Here is a 15,763-nt window from a genome sequence, read left to right as displayed (position 1 = left end):
GTATTTTCCGCCAGACGGAATATTCCGTTGCGAAACAAACCGATAGGATCGCCCCCATGCGCCGTTCGAAAATCGTCTGTACTCTCGGCCCCGCGGTCGACTCCCACGAGCAGCTTGTCGCGTTGATCGAAGCCGGCATGAACGTGGCCCGCTTCAACTTCAGCCACGGCTCGCACGCCGAGCACCAGGGCCGGTACGACCGGGTCCGTGCCGCCGCCAAGGAGACCGGCCGGGCCATCGGGGTCCTCGCCGACCTCCAGGGCCCCAAGATCCGTCTGGAGACCTTCGCCGAGGGTCCCGTGGAGCTGGTCCGCGGTGACGAGTTCACCATCACCACCGAGGACGTCCCGGGCGACAAGACGATCTGCGGGACGACCTACAAGGGCCTGCCCGGCGACGTGACCAAGGGCGACCAGGTCCTCATCAACGACGGCAACGTCGAGCTGAAGGTCACCGAGGTCGAGGGCCACCGGGTGAAGACGATCGTCATCGAGGGCGGCGTCATCTCCGACCACAAGGGCATCAACCTGCCCGGCGCGGCCGTCAACGTGCCCGCGCTGAGCGAGAAGGACATCGAGGACCTCCGCTTCGCGCTCCGCATGGGCTGCGACCTGGTCGCGCTGTCGTTCGTCCGGGACGCCAAGGACGTCCAGGACGTGCACCGCATCATGGACGAGGAGGGCCGCCGCGTCCCGGTCATCGCCAAGGTGGAGAAGCCGCAGGCGGTGCAGAACATGGAGGACGTCGTGATGGCGTTCGACGGCGTGATGGTCGCCCGCGGTGACCTCGCCGTCGAGTACCCGCTCGAGAAGGTCCCCATGGTGCAGAAGCGCCTGATCGAGCTGTGCCGGCGCAACGCCAAGCCGGTGATCGTGGCGACCCAGATGATGGAGTCGATGATCACCAACTCCCGTCCGACCCGCGCCGAGGCCTCCGACGTGGCCAACGCGATCCTGGACGGCGCCGACGCGGTCATGCTGTCCGCCGAGTCGAGCGTGGGCGCGTACCCGATCGAGACCGTCAAGACGATGTCGAAGATCGTCACCGCGGCCGAGCAGGAGCTGATGTCCAAGGGCCTGCAGCCGCTCGTCCCGGGCAAGAAGCCGCGTACGCAGGGCGGTTCGGTCGCCCGCGCCGCCTGCGAGATCGCCGACTTCCTCGGCGGCCGGGTCCTGGTGGCCTTCACCCAGTCCGGCGACACCGCCCGCCGGCTGTGCCGCTACCGCGCCACCCAGCCGATCGTCGCCTTCACCACCGACGAGGGCACCCGCAACCAGATGGCGCTGAGCTGGGGCGTGGAGCCGTACGTGGTGCCGTTCGTGAACAGCACCGACGAGATGGTCGACCTGGTGGACCAGGAGCTGGTCAAGCTGAACCGCTTCAACGAGGGCGACATCGCGGTCATCACCGCCGGCTCGCCCCCCGGCGTCCCCGGCACCACCAACATGGTGCGCGTCCACCACCTGGGCGGCGCCAAGAGCTGACCCGCGAAGGGCCTGAGGGCCTGTGTACGGCGCCGAGGGCGCCCCCTGGGTTTCCAGGGGGCGCCCTCGGCGTGTGCGGCTCCCGAACGGGCCTTGAGAGGCGCTCAGTCGGTGATGTAGTTGTGCAGCCCGGGCACGTGGAGCGTCCCGCCGAACTGGCCGGCCTGCTGGACCTTCACGTTGGTGAAGTAGATCAGCGGGATGTTCAGCGGCGGCGGGTGCTCCGGGTCGAACGTGATCGGGATCAGTCCGAGCAGGTTGCCGGAGATGCTCTCGGTGTACATCACCGTGTCGCCGTCGCGGATCGTGGACGTCGAGCCCTTGGCCGCCTGCACGTGGTAGGTCTTGCCGGACTGCTTGTCCTCGACCGTCTGGTGGAGGTCGCCGATGTCGGTGCCGCCGGAGATGACGTACTTCAGGACCTTCTTGACGGTGCCGTTGGCGGTGCGCACCTCGACGACGCCCTGGTAGTCGGCGCCCTTCAGCGTCAGCGAGCTGGCGTTGAGGAACCACGGGTCGTCCGGCAGCGGCACCTTGTTGTCGACGCCGCCCTCGGCGTCGGTGGCGGCCGGGCAGTCCTCGGCGTCCGTGGAGGAGCTCGGGGACGGGCTGGGCGAGGCGGTGGCCTGCCCGGCTTCCCCGGCCGCCTTCCCGGCCTCCTCGGCCGCCTTCTCGGCTCGCTCCGCCGCCTTGTCGACGGCCTCGCCGGTGTCCTCGGCCGTCTCGGACGCCTTCTCGGTGGTGTCCTTGGCGGTGTCCTTGACGGTGTCCTCGGCCGTGCCGGCGGCCTTCTCGGCCGTGTCCTTCACCGTGCCGGCGGCATCGTCGCCCGTGGTCCCGGTGTTCTCGGACGCGGAGGCGGACGGGGTGGGGCTCGGGCTCGCGCCGGCCTTGTTCCCGCCGTTGAAGATGCCCCCGATGGCGTCGCCGATGTCCTCCAGCACGTTGCCGCCGCTCTCGGACGGCGACGGGGACGGGGTGGCGGCCGAGTCGTCCTCGGCGGGCGCGCTGGTGGACGGGCTCGGCTTCGGCTCGGCCTCGTCGCCGGAACCTGAATCCGGCGAAGAGGAGTCGTCCTGGTCCGCGCCCGTGCCGCCCCCGCCGGACGAGGGGGACGGTGTGGGAGCCGTCTCGTCCTGGCCGGCGTCGTCGTCCTTCGAGCCGTCGCTCGCCGAGGGGGACGGCGTGGGCGAGGCGGAGTCGTCGTCCTTGGGGTTCTTGGCGTCCTCCAGGGCCGCCACGCACTCCTTGTACTCGTCGGCCGTCAGGCTCTTCGACGTCGGCTTCGCCGGGCTGTCGCTGTCGGCGATGGCGAGCGTGGATGTGAAGCCCATGCCCATGAGGACCGCCGTCGGCATCGCGGCCATGGCTATCGCCTTGCCCGCGGGCCTGTTGAACCTGGTGAACAGCGGCTTCTTGGGTGCCGCGTGGCGCGGCCCGGTTCTCACACGGGACGCCTCCACATCAGCCCCGTGGGTCACCTCGTCAGCCGGCACTGTGCCTCCCGTTCGCCCCGTTGGCCGGGTTCGTTCCTGACAGATCGTTCGGCTCGCCCACCCCGTCCACGGGCCGCAGCACCGTGGTGTCGTGGTCCGTGCCGCCGGGAGCCTCGCCCGTGCCCGTCGTCGCGTGGCCGGCGAGCTGCCCCGCCGGCGGCGGGCCCGGCGCCCAGGCCACGGCCATCGCCCCGCCCACGAGGGCGAGGAGGAAGCCGATGAGGAAGCCACCGAGGTTGGACACGGGGATGGACACCAGCGCCAGCAGGATCGCCGCGACACCCGCGAAGACGCGGACGTGCTTCTGGAACCAGAGACTGACGCCCAGCACGACGAGCAGCACGCCGATGATCAGGGAACCGGCACCCGCGGTGGTCGCCATCGCCAGCGTCAGGTGACCGATCTGGAGGTTCGCGTACGGGAAGTAGGCGATGGGCAGTCCGCTGAGCAGGACGAACAGCCCGGCCCAGAACGGCCGCGTACCCCGCCAGGCGCGGAACTGCTGCCTCCGGAGAGTGAACTGGCCGTCTGCGGCAGGGGTCTCGGCGCTCATGGAAAAACAGCTCCCTGGTACGGCGTTGCTGTGGTGGTGATGTGGGCCGTCCGTGAAGGCCCGGCCGGAGAGGTGGACGGGCGGGGGCGCCACCGGCTCCCCCGCCCGTCATCGAGTGCTTAGTAGCACTCCTTGACACCCGTCGACAGCGACATCTTCAGGCCGCTGAGCTTGAAGGTTCCGGCGGTGGTCGCCCACGCCGTCTGCTTCACGTCGGACAGGGTCGCCTTGTCGGCCTGCTGGGCGAAGCCGTACGGGTTCGCCGTCTCGCCCTTCCTCATGGCCGGACCCTTGTTGGCGTCCTTGGCGGCCACACCGATGTCGATGTTCTCGAACGTCGCGTCGGCACTGAGGTCGGCGACGTCGATGTAGAGGTTCTGGGCCTCGACCGGCTTCGCACCCTGACCCGCACGCAGGATCAGGCTGACGTTCCCGAGCACCGGAATGTTCGGGGTGACGACCGACTGGCACAGGTTCTTGATCGTCGCCTGCTTGAACGACGAGACGGCGACCGGGTGAACGGCCTTCTTGCCGTCCATCGTGTATCCCTCGTCGAGGGCGCCGTACTGCGAGAAGCCCGTACCGACGAGCTGGTCGGTCGTGACCTTGAACGACTGCCCGGAGACACTGAACGACGCGGCGAGAGCGCCCTGCGCGAGGGCGACACCTATCGCAGCCGTGGCGGCGACGCTGGGCACCATCACCACAGCGAACCGCTTCCATCTGGTCCCGCCACGCACCTGGGACTCCATATTTCCTCCTTCTCGGACGTACATCTCCTGACCTGGCTCGCCCCGAATCGCGGCTCAGCCGTGCAGGGATGGGAGAAGTGCTACGTCCTCGGGAAGGAGAGCGCCTGCACTCGGCGGCGCAACTAGCGCCCGAATCACCGGCGATCACCCCCGAGCGACAACCACTGGTCGCGCCTGACACGCATCACGCACAACCCTGCTGGACAGGCTTCGCCGGATGGGCGAAGACCCCCCTGTCCAAGAGCCGGCGCCACTGCCGCCGGCTCTGCTCGGTGGGGACCCAGGACGTCCCGCGACCCAACCGGCTGCCGGGGTACGGGAATGGACCGAGCGTGGCCGATCGTGGTGCATTCTCGCCGCCCGCACAAGGGGGTTCGTTACTGGCTAGTAACGGCGGGATAACCGAACAACGACCCCCCGGTCTCGGACGACGACACAGGGTGGTTCCGAGCGGCGGTACAAAGCTGTTGATCGCTGGACAGAAACCGACAGATCAACGCCCACGACTTACTCGTAGTAACAGCGGCCGCGATTACCAAGTTTTGGTAAAGCGCGGCCGCGGTGACGCTCTGTCGGCAAATGTTTCACATGGGCGCCACAGGCCCGTGTGTTTAACGACTGGTCAGAACAGGGCCCGGGCCAGGGCCCTGCGGGCCGCGATCACGCGCGGATCCTCGGGTCCGACCACCTCGAACAGCTCCAGCAGCCGCATCCGTACGGTGTCCCGGTCGTCACCCACCGTACGCCCCACCGTCTCGATGAGCCGGCCGAAGGCGTCCTCCACATGGCCGCCCACCAGATCCAGGTCGGCGGCGGCGATCTGCGCCTGCACGTCGGCCGGCTTCTCGGCCGCGTCCCGGCGCACCTGCTGCGGGTCGACGCCCTGCACGCGCTGGAGCAACTCGGCCTGAGCGAGGCCCAGTTTGGCCTCCTCGTTGCCCGGGTCCTCGCTCAGTACGTTCTTGTAGGCCTGGACGGCACCGCTCAGATCGCCCGAGTCCAGCGCCTGCACGGCGGCCTCGAGGAGCCCGTCGTACGGACCGGCCGGCCGCTCGGGAGCCGCCTGGGCGCCACCGCCCGGCTCGGCCTCGGGGTCGACGACGAGGCCGGTCAGGCCGAAGCGCTGCTCGCCGACCTGCACCAGCTGGTCCAGCGTCTGGCGGATCTGCGCCTCCCCCGCCGCCCCCTGGAAGAGCGGCAGCGCCTGCCCCGCGACGACCGCGAACACCGCGGGGATTCCCTGGATGCCGAACTGCTGCATCAGCATCTGATTGGCGTCGACGTCGACCTTGGCGAGCAGGATGCGGCCGTTGTACTCGACGGCCAGCCGCTCCAGGACCGGGCTGAGCTGCTTGCAGGGCTCACACCACTCGGCCCAGAAGTCGATGACGACGGGCACCTCGGCGGACCGCTGGAGGACGTCCCTCTCGAATCCCGCCTCGTCGACGTCGATGACGAGATCGGCCGGGGAGATCGCCCCCGTACCACCCTCCCGGGCGGCTTGCGCACGCGCCTGCTCCGCCTTCGCCTTGGCCTCCTGGGCCGCCTTCACCGCGGCGAGGTCGACGACTCCGCTCATGGACATGTTCCGTGGCTGCATGCGTCTATCCTCCCCCGTACTGCGCGCGCGTGTGAAAAACGGTGTGAAAGCCGGGCCGGTCGGTGCCCTTCGGCGCCGGGTCCCCACCCCACGCCAGGTCGCTCGAGCCCGTGTACGTCCCTCACGGGCTTTCGCTACGAGTCGTAGCGTAATGCCACACCCCGCCGCCGGAACACCACCCCCCGGTGATCTCCCTCACGGCCGCACGGGAAACGCCGGTTTATGGTCATGTCATGCCGAGTCGCAGCCCAGCCAGCCGCACCGGGCGCCCGCGCAGCGCCACGGCGGACGCCGCGATCCTGGCCGCGACGCGGGCGGCGCTGGTCGAACTGGGTTGGTCCAAGCTCACCTTGGGAGACGTCGCGACGCGCGCCGGGGTTGCGAAAACGACGCTGTACCGCCGCTGGGCGGGCAAGAACGAACTGGTCGTCGACGCGGTCGCGGAGCTCTTCGACGAACTGGAACTCCCGGACAGCGGCTCGCTGGCCGCGGACATCGAGGGCGTCGTCCTGCAGTTCGCCGCCATCCTGGCCCGCCCGGAGGCGAAGAGCGGCCTGATGGCCGTGGTCGCGGAGGCCACCCGCGACGACGCCCTGCGCGAACGCATCCGCGCCTCGGTGGTCGACCGCCAGAAACGCCTGGTCGTGGAGGGCAGGTCCCGAGCCCAGGCAAGGGGCGAGCTCCCGTCCGAACCGGACCCCGCCACAGCGTCCCGCACCGCGGACCTGATCTTCGACATGGTGGCGGGAGCGGTGGTCCACCGCACGCTGGTGAGCGGGCAGCCGGTCGACGAGGAGTGGGTCCGCGGCTTCACCCTGGTGCTGCTCAGGGGCCTGGCGGGAGAAGCCGCGCACGCGGCCGCCGGCTGAACCGTGCCTCCCGGTCACCCCCGGGCAAACGCCGGCGGCCCGCTCAGGAGGAACCGCCGCCGAAGGTGATGCCGCCGTGGATGTCCCGGCCCTGGATCACCGTGCCCTGGGTCCCGCCGGAGATCTCGTTGTGCACGTCCCCGGCCCGTGATCCGACCTCCGCGTCCGCCCGCCGCCGCCACGTCTCCAGCGCGGCGGCGAAGTCCGGGTCCTGCCGGGCGCGTTCGTTGAGCAGCTCGGCGAGCCGCCCGGCCCGCTCCTCGGTGCTCGGGGGCTCGGCGGGCACCGCCGGTTCCTCTTCGCCGGAGCGGGACCCCCTTCGGGTGACGAGGTCGCGCAGGGACGCCCGGATCTGTTCACCGGCCGCACCGGCCGTCCCCGAGGCCAGAGCCGCGAGCAGTCCTGCCGTGATGGGCTCCACGGAGGTCCTCCAGTCTTCGCGAATCGCCCACTGACGGGTGCGTGCGGACACTGAACCACGCGGACGCGGACCTCAGAACCCGGCCGGCTCGGTGTACACCCCCCACTCGTCCCGCAGCACCCCGCAGATCTCGCCGAGCGTCGCCTCGGCGCGTACCGCCTCCAGCATCGGCTCGATCATGTTCGCGTCCGACCGCGCCGCGGCGACCATGCCGTCGAGCGCCGCACGGACCCGCGCGTCGTCCCGCCCGGCCTTCCGCTCCGCGAGCACCCGGACCTGCTCCCGCTCCACCTCGTGGCTGACCCGCAGGATCTCCAGGTCCCCGGTCACCGACCCGGTGTGGACGTTCACCCCGACGACCTTCTTGTCGCCCTTCTCCAGCGCCTGCTGGTACCGGAACGCCGACTCCGCGATCTCCCCGGTGAACCAGCCGTCCTCGATGCCCCGCAGGATCCCGGAGGTGATCGGCCCGATCGGGTGCTGCCCGTCGGGGTGCGCCCGCAGCCCCCGCTCCCTTATCCGCTCGAAGATCTTCTCGGCGTCGGCCTCGATCCGGTCCGTGAGCTGCTCGACGTACCAGGAGCCGCCCAGCGGGTCGGCCACGTTGGCGACGCCGGTCTCCTCCATCAGCACCTGCTGCGTCCGCAGCGCGATCTCGGCCGCCTGCTCGCTGGGCAGTGCGAGGGTCTCGTCGAGGGCGTTGGTGTGCAGCGAGTTCGTCCCGCCGAGCACGGCCGCCAGCGCCTCCACGGCCGTCCGTACGACGTTGTTGTACGGCTGCTGCGCGGTGAGGGAGACGCCCGCCGTCTGCGTGTGGAAGCGCAGCCACTGGGCCTTCTCCGACTTCGCGCCGTACACGTCCCGCATCCAGCGGGCCCAGATCCGCCGGGCCGCCCGGAACTTCGCGATCTCCTCGAAGAAGTCGACGTGCGCGTCGAAGAAGAAGGACAGGCCGGGGGCGAAGACATCGACGTCCAGCCCGCGCGACAGCCCCAGCTCCACGTACCCGAAGCCGTCCGCCAGCGTGTACGCCAGCTCCTGCGCGGCCGTCGAACCGGCCTCGCGGATGTGGTAGCCGGAGACGGACAGCGGCTTGTACGCGGGGATGCCTGCCGCGCAGTGCTCCATCAGGTCGCCGATGAGCCGCAGATGCGGTTCCGGCTGGAAGAGCCACTCCTTCTGGGCGATGTACTCCTTGAAGATGTCCGTCTGGAGCGTGCCGTTCAGGACGGACGGGTCGACGCCCTGCCGCTCGGCGGCGACCAGGTACATGCAGAAGACGGGCACGGCCGGTCCGCTGATGGTCATGGACGTCGTCACGTCACCGAGCGGGATGTCCCGGAACAGGACCTCCATGTCGGCCGCCGAGTCGATCGCGACCCCGCAGTGCCCGACCTCGCCCAGCGAGCGCGGGTCGTCGGAGTCGCGGCCCATGAGGGTCGGCATGTCGAAGGCGACCGAGAGCCCGCCTCCGCCGTTGCGGAGGATCATCTTGTAGCGCTCGTTGGTCTGCTCGGCGTTGCCGAACCCGGCGAACTGCCGGATGGTCCACGAACGCCCCCGGTAGCCGGTGGCGTACAGGCCGCGGGTGAAGGGGTACTCCCCGGGCCAGCCGATCCGCTCGAACCCCTCGTACCTGTCGCCGGGCCGGGGTCCGTACACCGGTTCCACGGGATCGCCGGAGAGCGTGGTGAAGTCGGCGTCGCGCTTGCGCGCCGCGTCGTACCGGGCCTGCCAGCGGCGGCGGCCTTCCTCTATGGCGTCAGCGTCCATACCATCGAATTTACTAGGACGTCCAAGTAAATGTCGATGGCAGACCGCCGTACGTTCGTCCGTACGGCGGTGCGCTTACGCCTTGGCGGTCGCGGGCGACTCCTCCGCGACCCTGGCCTCGAGCTCGTGGCTGATCTTGCGCTCCACGAAGAACGCGGCCGTCGGGATGGTCCCGGCGAGCAGCACCCAGATCTGCTTGGCGACCGGCCACTTCGCCTTGGAACCCAGGTCGAAGGCGAAGACCAGGTACACGACGTAGAGCCAGCCGTGCGCGATGCTGACGACGCGCGTGAAGTCGGCCGCGCCGTTCAGGTCGAGCACGTACTTGCCGATCATGCCGAAGGTCAGCAGAACCAGCAGTACGCCGGTGACGTAGGCCATCACGCGATAGCGGGTCAGCACGCTCTTTTTCATGCCGTCGAGCGTAACGACCCGTTCCGGGAGATCTTGGCCCGGGTCACCCTTCCTCGAAGTCCCCCGCGGCGATCCGCAGCGGCCGCAGCATCGCGAAGATCTCGGCGCACTCCTCCGCGTCGTAGGCCCCGAGCCCGAAGTCCATCGCCATCAGGTCCCGGGTGGCCGCCTCGACCACCTCGCGGCCCTTGTCGGTGATGCTGGCGAGGGTGCCGCGTCCATCGTTGGGATTGGGCCGCTTGTCGACGAGGCCCGACTTCACGAGCCGGTCGACGGTGTTCGTCACGGACGTGGGGTGCACCATGAGCCGCTCGCCGATCTTGGACATCGGCAGCTCGCCGGACTTGGAGAAGGTGAGCAGCACCAGCGCCTCGTAGCGCGCGAACGTCAGCCCGTACGGCTTGACCACGGCGTCGACCTCGGCGAGGAGGATCTGCTGGGCGCGCATGATCGAGGTGATCGCGGCCATGGACGGCACGTTTCCCCAGCGCTGCTTCCAGCGTTCGTCGGCGCGCGCGATCGGATCGAAGGAGAGACTGAGCGGCTTCGGCACGAACCAGACCTTACCGGCCGGTCACATGGTGGTCAGCCCTGTCTCGCCCTTCGGTCCGGCCAGGGCCGGTCACCGATATCGGTGGTCTGGCCGAGTCATGTCCTTTCCGCGGCGATTCATGGCCTTATGTAACCATTGGCTCCGGACGCGTCACCGAACGTCACCAAGGAGCGGCATGACCCGGCTGATCCACGCCCTCGCGGCACTCGCGGTGCTCGGTCTCGCCGCGGGCTGCTCGTCCGCCCACGGCGGCGCCGGCACGGCGTCCGGCACCCGCGACGACACCACGAAGGCCGCCTACTCGGCGGGCTCCCCCTTCTGGGTGGACCCCGAGAGCCCCGCGGCCCGGCAGGCCGAGCTCTGGCAGCGGCAGGGCCGGGAGCAGGACGCCGAGCTGATCCGGCGGATCGCCGACCGGCCGGTCGCGCTCTGGCCGGCGGGCGAGATCGACCCGGCCCCGATGGTGCGGGCGGCGGCCTCGGCCGCGAGCCGGGAGGGCAGGACGGCGGTCTTCGTCGCCTACAACATCCCGCACCGGGACTGCGGCCAGCACTCGGCGGGCGGGGCCGCGGACGCGGACGCCTACCGGGACTGGATCGGGAAGTTCGCCGGCGCCCTCGGCGAGGCCGAGGCCCTGGTCGTCCTGGAACCCGACGCGGTCGCGCACGTCGTGGACGGCTGCACGCCCGGCGAGTACCACGCCGAGCGCGAGCAGCTGCTCGGCGAGGCGATCACCCGGCTGAAGCAGCAGCCGCACACCAAGGTGTATCTGGACGCCGGCAACGCGGACTGGATCCGGGACTCGGCGAAGCTGGTGGAACCGCTGAAGCGGGCCGGGGTAGAGCAGGCCGACGGCTTCGCGCTCAACGTCTCCAACTTCCAGACGAACGAGGTGAGCACGGAGTACGGCCGGCGGCTCTCCGAGGCCCTCGGCGGCAAGCACTTCGTCGTCGACACCAGCCGCAACGGCAACGGCCCCCTGCCCGGCGTCTGGTGCAACCCGCCCGGCCGGGCGCTCGGCACCCCGCCCACGACCGAGACCGGCGAACCCGTCGTGGACGCCTACCTGTGGATCAAGCGGCCCGGCGAGTCGGACGGGACCTGTGAGGGCGGCCCGGCGGCCGGGCGCTGGTGGCCGGAGTACGCCCTGGGTCTGGCCCGCAACGCCAAGGGCTGACCAGCCCCCCGGCTCACTTCACGTGGATCCACTTCGCCTTCGAGGGCGTGCCCTCGGCGTCCGCCACGAACAGCATGTACCAGCCGGGCGGGACGAGAGCCGGGTCGCGCGGCACGTCGAACGTCACCGCGTCGCCCTTCTTGCTGATGTCCAGCTCGATGGAGCGCTGTTCGACGTCCGTCGTGTGCGTGACCGCGCTGGGCCGCATCAGCCGCGCCTTGGCAACCCGCTCCGGATGCTCGGTACGGAACGTGATGCGGTGGTCCTCGTCCAGCGTCTGCGGCCCGTCCTTCAGTGCGGGGCGGTTCTGGGCGTTCCTGTGCAGCGCGGGCGGGGTGAAGACCTCCATGCGCTGCTCGAAGTGGCCCAGTTTGGTGTTCTGCTGGTCGTCGTAGAGCGGGTCCGAGCCGAAGGTGGCGATCCGGCCGTCGGGCAGCAGCAGCGCCTCGGAGTGGTAGTTGCGGCCCACCCTGGGCGCGGCGGCCTCCCGGAAGGCATTGGTCTTCGGGTCGTAGAACTGCGCCTTGAGGATGTTGCTGGCGCTGCGGCCGCGGTAGTCCTTCGAGCCGTTGGACGTGAACACCGTGTCGTCCGGCATGATCACGCTGTTCAGGTAGCGCGTGCCCTGCGGCAGGTCGGGGCCGTCCTCGAAGGCGGGGTTGTCCTTCTTCAGGTCCACCACGGCCGTGCGCGGGGTGGACTTCTTCGACTCGCCGACGCCGCCTCCGCCCAGGATCATCACCTTCTGGTCCTGCGCCGGGGGCAGCAGCACGGACGCCGAGGTCTCGGTCTGGTCGAGGTCCTTCAGGCCCGGCACCTTCTCGAAGGTGTTCGTCTCCACGTCCCACAGGCCCGGCTCGCGCCCCTGGTCGGCCGGTCCGTATCCGGCGTTGGAGGCCGAGTAGAACAGCTTGCCGCCCTTGGTGAGGAACAGGGCGGGGTACGTCGGGAAGTACCGCTTGGGCCCCGGTGACCACTTCTTGGCCCGCGGGTCGTAGACTTCGTTGTCGCCCGGGTCGATCATGCCGACGTCGTCCAGCCCGGACACCGCGAGGATCCGGCCGTCGTCGAGGCCGACGAGCGTCGGGTACCAGCGGGCCTTGTCCATCGGCTCGACGGGGACGTACTTCTCGGCCTTCGGGTCGAACTCGTAGGCGGCACGGATGCCCTGGAAGTCCTGCTTGTCGAGGGTGATCTTCTCCGACAGGCCGTACACGTTGTCGGCGTCCTCGCCCTTCAGCCCGACGATCTCGTACTGCGCCTGCTTCTGGGTGACCGACAGCGGTCCCTTCTCCAGGGCCTCCACGAAGACGCGGGCCTCGCTGGCGGTGACCTTGGTCCGCCAGGGCTGCATCACCCCGCGGCTGTTGTACGAGACCTTGAAGCTGCGCTTGGCCTTCGGGATCGTCACGTCGAACTTGGTGACGTAGTCGACGCCGGCCGGGGAGCGGAAGCGGGTGCCCTTCTTCAGGAACACCGCCTTGTCGGGGCTCTCGTTCTTCACGCGCATGCCGCCGCCGGCCCGGGTCACCTCACCGTCGAGGAGTTCGTAACGGGCGGTGCCGCCGGCCACGAGCAGGCGCCCGTCGGGGAGTTGGGCGTGCCCGGCGCAGAAGAAGTCCTCCGGGGTGGGGACCTTCTTGAAGGTGTTCTTCTCCGGGTCCCACAGGACGGTGTCGAACTGACCCTTGTCGAACCTGCGCTGCTCGTTGCCCGACCCGGCGACGATCAGCACCTTGCCGGTGTGCAGCAGGGCCGCGTGGATGGCGTTGGTGCGGTACTCCTCGGGGATGCCGATCTGGCTCCAGGAGCCGTACTTCGCCTTGTACTCGGGCTGGGCGATCTTGTACTCGTGGTACTGCGCGGAGGCGAAGTCGAGCGCGGCCGGGGCGTTGAGGCCCGCCAGGACCGCGATGCCGCCGATGCCCAGGACGGTCTTCTTGGTCTTCTGCGAGGGCTGGTAGGCCATGGCCTAGTTGCCTCCTGTCGTGGTGCCGGAGACGGGGGCCGCCGGGAACGCGGTGGCCAGGGCGGGCTCCGCGGCGACGGCGGGCTCCTTGCTGCCGGGTACGCGCGTGTGCGGGTGCGTCCTCGCCGGTGCCTGCGCTTGGGTGTCCGCTGGTGTGTCCGCTTGCGCGTGCGCTTCGGCTTCGGCAGGCGAGGGCTGCGCCTGGCGCTCCCGGGCGTCCTTCCCGCGCGTGGCGGCCCAGACGGCTGCCGGGGCCAGGGAGATCGCCATGGCGAGGACGGCCCAGGTGCGCATCGCGGCGTGCGTGTGGCCGAGGGCGACGGAGGCGGCCAAGGAGGTAGCCAGCAGGGCCGCCCAGAACAGGTGGATGCGGAAGGTGGCCAGTTGGTCGGGGCTGGCGTCGCCGCCCTTGGGCGTGACGACGAAACGGCTGGGGCGGCGCAGCAGGGCCTCGCCGAGGGACTTGAGGTAGATCGGCGCGGAGAGGGCCGACATCGCCATGCCGGCCAGGCCGCCCGAGCCCTCCGGTTCGTGCGGGGAGACGTTGTGGCGGCGGTTCCACAGGTACAGCCCGATCTGGAGGGCGGCGGCGTCGCTGTAGAGCATCAGCCACACCGAGGCGGAGACCTGGGTGCCGGAGGCGCCGAACCAGAGGAAGAGGACGCAGCTGAGGATGCCGAGCAGCCAGTTGACGGCCGTCATCGGGTAGTAGACGAGCATCAGCGTGTACGACAGCAGGCGGCCCGGCGGCATGCTGAAGGGTGCCTTCCAGTACTGCTTGAGCAGCGTCTCGTAGGTGCCGCGCGACCAGCGCATCTGCTGGGTGAAGAAGTCGGTCCAGGAGGCCGGGCCCTCGCCGACGGCGAGCACGTCCGGGGTGTAGACGGACCGCCAGTGGCGGTTGGTGGCGGGGTTGCGGTGCCGGTGGATCTCGAAGCCGGTCGCCATGTCCTCGGTGATGGAGTCGTAGAGCCCGCCGATCTGCTTGACGACGGAGATCCGTACGACGTTGTTCGTGCCGACGAACATGGGGGCGCGGTAGCGGTTGCCGGCGCGCTGGATCAGGGCGTGGAAGAGGAACTGCTGGGACTCGGCGGCCTTGGTAACGGCGTTGTGGTAGTTGCCGTACACCTGCGGGCCGACGACGAAGGCCACGTCCGGGTCCCTGAAGTAGCCCATCATCCGTTCCAGGAAGTCGGGCAGCGGGACGTGGTCGGTGTCGACGGACGCGAAGAAGTCGTACGCGTCGCCGTGCATCGCGATCCAGGCGTTGTAGTTCCCGTGCTTGGTGCGGGCCTTGTGGACGCCCTTGGAACGGTTCCACTCGGGGACGCCGTGCCGGGTGAAGTGCCGTACGCCGAGTTCCGCGCACAGGGCCTTGGCCTCGGCGTCGTCGCCTTCGTCGAGGAGCCAGACGTCGAGGGGGCCGGTGTGGTGGACGCGGGTGGCGCCCTCCAGGGTCGCGCGGACCATGGAGAGGGGTTCCTTGCCGGGGACGTACGTGGTGAGGAAGGCGACGCGGGTGCCGGGTTCGGGGACGACGGGGACGGGGTCGCGGGCGACCATCGTGGCGTGGGCGATGGAGGCGACGTTGACCAGCATGAAGAGTTCGATGAGGCCGATCGCCGTCAGCATGGTGACGTCGAGGCCGATGAGCCAGCGGTCGGCGCCCTCGCGTTCGACCCAGTGGGTGGGCCAGACGAGGTAGACCAGCAGGGCACCGGTGAGCAGCGGTGCCAGGCTCATCAGCAGGACGGCTCGTATTCGGCGGGGCTCGCGGGAGAGGAGCGAGGCGTACTGCACGCGGTACGCCTCACCGGACGGCTCCGTGAGCGGTCCGGCGAGTCGGCTGTGGGAGTCGTAGTCATAGCCCTCCGGCCGCACAGCGCCCTCCAGTGACTTGAGGCCTATCGAAGCGCAATACCCCGATACCCCTACACAAGTGGACCTTCAGGACACTGTCGATCTGGGGGCGTCCAGGCGGGTGGGGCCTGAGCCGCGGCACGAAAGAACCCTGGCCCGCACACCGGACCAGGGTTTCCCGCGGCACTCACGCTCGCGGCTACTGCGCGAGATGCCGCTCCACCGTCTCCACCTTGGAGGTCAGTCCGTCCGTCACGCCGGGACGGATGTCCGCCTTGAGGACGAGAGACACCCGGGGCGCCCGTCGCTCCACCGCGGCGACCGCTCGCCGGACGACGTCCATGACCTCGTCCCACTCTCCTTCCACGGAGGTGAACATCGCGTCCGTCCGATGGGGCAGCCCCGACTCGCGCACGACACGCACCGCGTCGGCGACGTACTCCCCCACGTCCTCGCCGACCCCCAGGGGCGTCACGGAAAAGGCGACGATCACGCCTTCACCGCCCCTTCCTGGCGCGCCCGGGACGCGATGACCGCGTCCTCGGCCTCACGCCGCAGCTTGCGCTCGGCGAAGAACCCGCCGGCCGGCAGGACCGACAGCACGAAGTACAGCGCGGCGGTCTTCACCGGCCACTTCGTCCGGTTCCACGCGTCGGCCCAGAAGATCACGTACAGGATGAACAGGACGCCGTGCACCATGCCCATCACCGGCACGGCATTGAAGTCCGTGGTCCGCTTCAGCACCGAGCAGACCAGCAGGAGGAGGAAGGAGATCGCCTCGGGGGCCGAGACCAGGCGGAGGCGGCGGATGGCGGTGGCGGTCTTGAGGTCCACGGGTC

The 15,763-nt window shown here is 69.8% G+C and carries 15 protein-coding genes; 3 read left to right on the top strand and 12 right to left on the bottom strand.

Annotation, left to right across the window (positions count from 1 at the left end; translation table 11 throughout):
• Positions 1-56 precede the first annotated feature (56 nt).
• Positions 57-1,484, top strand: a complete 1,428-nt coding sequence (gene pyk / locus ACZ3I3_RS25250; RefSeq protein ID WP_467368602.1) for a pyruvate kinase — start codon at positions 57-59, stop codon at positions 1,482-1,484.
• Between the two features lie 104 nt (positions 1,485-1,588).
• On the opposite strand, the gene ACZ3I3_RS25245 is transcribed toward pyk, so the two are convergent.
• The 4 genes from ACZ3I3_RS25245 to ACZ3I3_RS25230 form a co-directional block, all read right to left on the bottom strand.
• Positions 1,589-2,980 (bottom strand): hypothetical protein, encoded by a 1,392-nt coding sequence (locus tag ACZ3I3_RS25245; RefSeq protein WP_467368600.1) that lies wholly within the window; start codon positions 2,978-2,980, stop codon positions 1,589-1,591.
• A complete protein-coding gene (locus tag ACZ3I3_RS25240; protein ID WP_243379332.1) occupies positions 2,970-3,533 on the bottom strand; it encodes a DUF6114 domain-containing protein in 564 nt (187 codons plus the stop codon). Before ACZ3I3_RS25240 ends, ACZ3I3_RS25245 begins: the two co-directional genes overlap by 11 nt.
• Positions 3,534-3,652: 119 nt before the next feature.
• Complete coding sequence (locus ACZ3I3_RS25235; protein WP_356924460.1) at positions 3,653-4,285, bottom strand: DUF6230 family protein; 633 nt, start codon at positions 4,283-4,285, stop codon at positions 3,653-3,655.
• 622 nt (positions 4,286-4,907) lie between these two features.
• Positions 4,908-5,885, bottom strand: coding sequence for a tetratricopeptide repeat protein (locus tag ACZ3I3_RS25230; RefSeq protein WP_467368598.1), 978 nt, complete (start codon positions 5,883-5,885; stop codon positions 4,908-4,910).
• Positions 5,886-6,118: 233 nt separating this feature from the next.
• On the opposite strand from ACZ3I3_RS25230, the gene ACZ3I3_RS25225 reads away from it, so the two are divergent.
• The gene (locus ACZ3I3_RS25225) at positions 6,119-6,754 is read left to right on the top strand and encodes a TetR/AcrR family transcriptional regulator (protein WP_467368596.1); all 636 of its coding nucleotides are present in this window, start codon (positions 6,119-6,121) and stop codon (positions 6,752-6,754) included.
• Positions 6,755-6,797: 43 nt separating this feature from the next.
• Here the strand turns inward: ACZ3I3_RS25225 and ACZ3I3_RS25220 are convergent, their stop codons facing one another.
• The 4 genes from ACZ3I3_RS25220 to ACZ3I3_RS25205 form a co-directional block, all read right to left on the bottom strand.
• Positions 6,798-7,175, bottom strand: a complete 378-nt coding sequence (locus ACZ3I3_RS25220) for a hypothetical protein (protein WP_467368594.1) — start codon at positions 7,173-7,175, stop codon at positions 6,798-6,800.
• Between the two features lie 72 nt (positions 7,176-7,247).
• A complete protein-coding gene (locus tag ACZ3I3_RS25215; protein ID WP_467368592.1) occupies positions 7,248-8,948 on the bottom strand; it encodes an acyl-CoA mutase large subunit family protein in 1,701 nt (566 codons plus the stop codon).
• A 75-nt stretch (positions 8,949-9,023) separates the two neighbouring features.
• Positions 9,024-9,362, bottom strand: a complete 339-nt coding sequence (locus tag ACZ3I3_RS25210; protein WP_467368590.1) for a DUF3817 domain-containing protein — start codon at positions 9,360-9,362, stop codon at positions 9,024-9,026.
• A gap of 43 nt (positions 9,363-9,405) precedes the next feature.
• Positions 9,406-9,915 carry a MarR family winged helix-turn-helix transcriptional regulator gene (locus tag ACZ3I3_RS25205; RefSeq protein ID WP_397695744.1) on the bottom strand — a complete coding sequence of 170 codons (510 nt, stop codon included), beginning with the start codon at positions 9,913-9,915 and terminating at the stop codon, positions 9,406-9,408.
• A 175-nt stretch (positions 9,916-10,090) separates the two neighbouring features.
• On the opposite strand from ACZ3I3_RS25205, the gene ACZ3I3_RS25200 reads away from it, so the two are divergent.
• Positions 10,091-11,092, top strand: coding sequence for a glycoside hydrolase family 6 protein (locus tag ACZ3I3_RS25200; RefSeq protein ID WP_467368588.1), 1,002 nt, complete (start codon positions 10,091-10,093; stop codon positions 11,090-11,092).
• Positions 11,093-11,105: 13 nt separating this feature from the next.
• On the opposite strand, the gene glxA is transcribed toward ACZ3I3_RS25200, so the two are convergent.
• From glxA to ACZ3I3_RS25180, 4 genes are all read right to left on the bottom strand, one after another.
• Positions 11,106-13,061: a radical copper oxidase GlxA gene (gene glxA / locus ACZ3I3_RS25195; RefSeq protein WP_467368586.1), complete on the bottom strand. Its 1,956-nt coding sequence runs from the start codon at positions 13,059-13,061 to the stop codon at positions 11,106-11,108.
• A 3-nt stretch (positions 13,062-13,064) separates the two neighbouring features.
• Positions 13,065-14,945: a glycosyltransferase family 2 protein gene (locus tag ACZ3I3_RS25190; protein ID WP_467368584.1), complete on the bottom strand. Its 1,881-nt coding sequence runs from the start codon at positions 14,943-14,945 to the stop codon at positions 13,065-13,067.
• Positions 14,946-15,123: 178 nt separating this feature from the next.
• Positions 15,124-15,417 (bottom strand): MTH1187 family thiamine-binding protein, encoded by a 294-nt coding sequence (locus tag ACZ3I3_RS25185; RefSeq protein WP_467368582.1) that lies wholly within the window; start codon positions 15,415-15,417, stop codon positions 15,124-15,126.
• The gene (locus tag ACZ3I3_RS25180; protein WP_086601882.1) at positions 15,414-15,758 is read right to left on the bottom strand and encodes a DUF3817 domain-containing protein; all 345 of its coding nucleotides are present in this window, start codon (positions 15,756-15,758) and stop codon (positions 15,414-15,416) included. Before ACZ3I3_RS25180 ends, ACZ3I3_RS25185 begins: the two co-directional genes overlap by 4 nt.
• Between the last annotated feature and the right edge of the window lie 5 nt (positions 15,759-15,763).

It is taken from the genome of Streptomyces sp. NPDC016851, assembly GCF_055562795.1.
The sequence above is the reverse complement of the archived record's forward strand: the minus strand, read 5'-3'. Positions and strand labels throughout refer to the sequence as shown.

Excerpts from the sequence above, each read along its gene's own strand:
- pyk (WP_467368602.1), top strand. The coding sequence starts at position 57 with ATGCGCCGTTCGAAAATCGTCTGTACTCTCGGCCCCGCGGTCGACTCC.
- ACZ3I3_RS25240 (WP_243379332.1), bottom strand. The coding sequence starts at position 3,533 with ATGAGCGCCGAGACCCCTGCCGCAGACGGCCAGTTCACTCTCCGGAGG.
- ACZ3I3_RS25235 (WP_356924460.1), bottom strand. The coding sequence starts at position 4,285 with ATGGAGTCCCAGGTGCGTGGCGGGACCAGATGGAAGCGGTTCGCTGTG.
- ACZ3I3_RS25230 (WP_467368598.1), bottom strand. The coding sequence starts at position 5,885 with ATGCAGCCACGGAACATGTCCATGAGCGGAGTCGTCGACCTCGCCGCG.
- ACZ3I3_RS25225 (WP_467368596.1), top strand. The coding sequence starts at position 6,119 with ATGCCGAGTCGCAGCCCAGCCAGCCGCACCGGGCGCCCGCGCAGCGCC.
- ACZ3I3_RS25215 (WP_467368592.1), bottom strand. The coding sequence starts at position 8,948 with ATGGACGCTGACGCCATAGAGGAAGGCCGCCGCCGCTGGCAGGCCCGG.
- ACZ3I3_RS25210 (WP_467368590.1), bottom strand. The coding sequence starts at position 9,362 with ATGAAAAAGAGCGTGCTGACCCGCTATCGCGTGATGGCCTACGTCACC.
- ACZ3I3_RS25200 (WP_467368588.1), top strand. The coding sequence starts at position 10,091 with ATGACCCGGCTGATCCACGCCCTCGCGGCACTCGCGGTGCTCGGTCTC.
- glxA (WP_467368586.1), bottom strand. The coding sequence starts at position 13,061 with ATGGCCTACCAGCCCTCGCAGAAGACCAAGAAGACCGTCCTGGGCATC.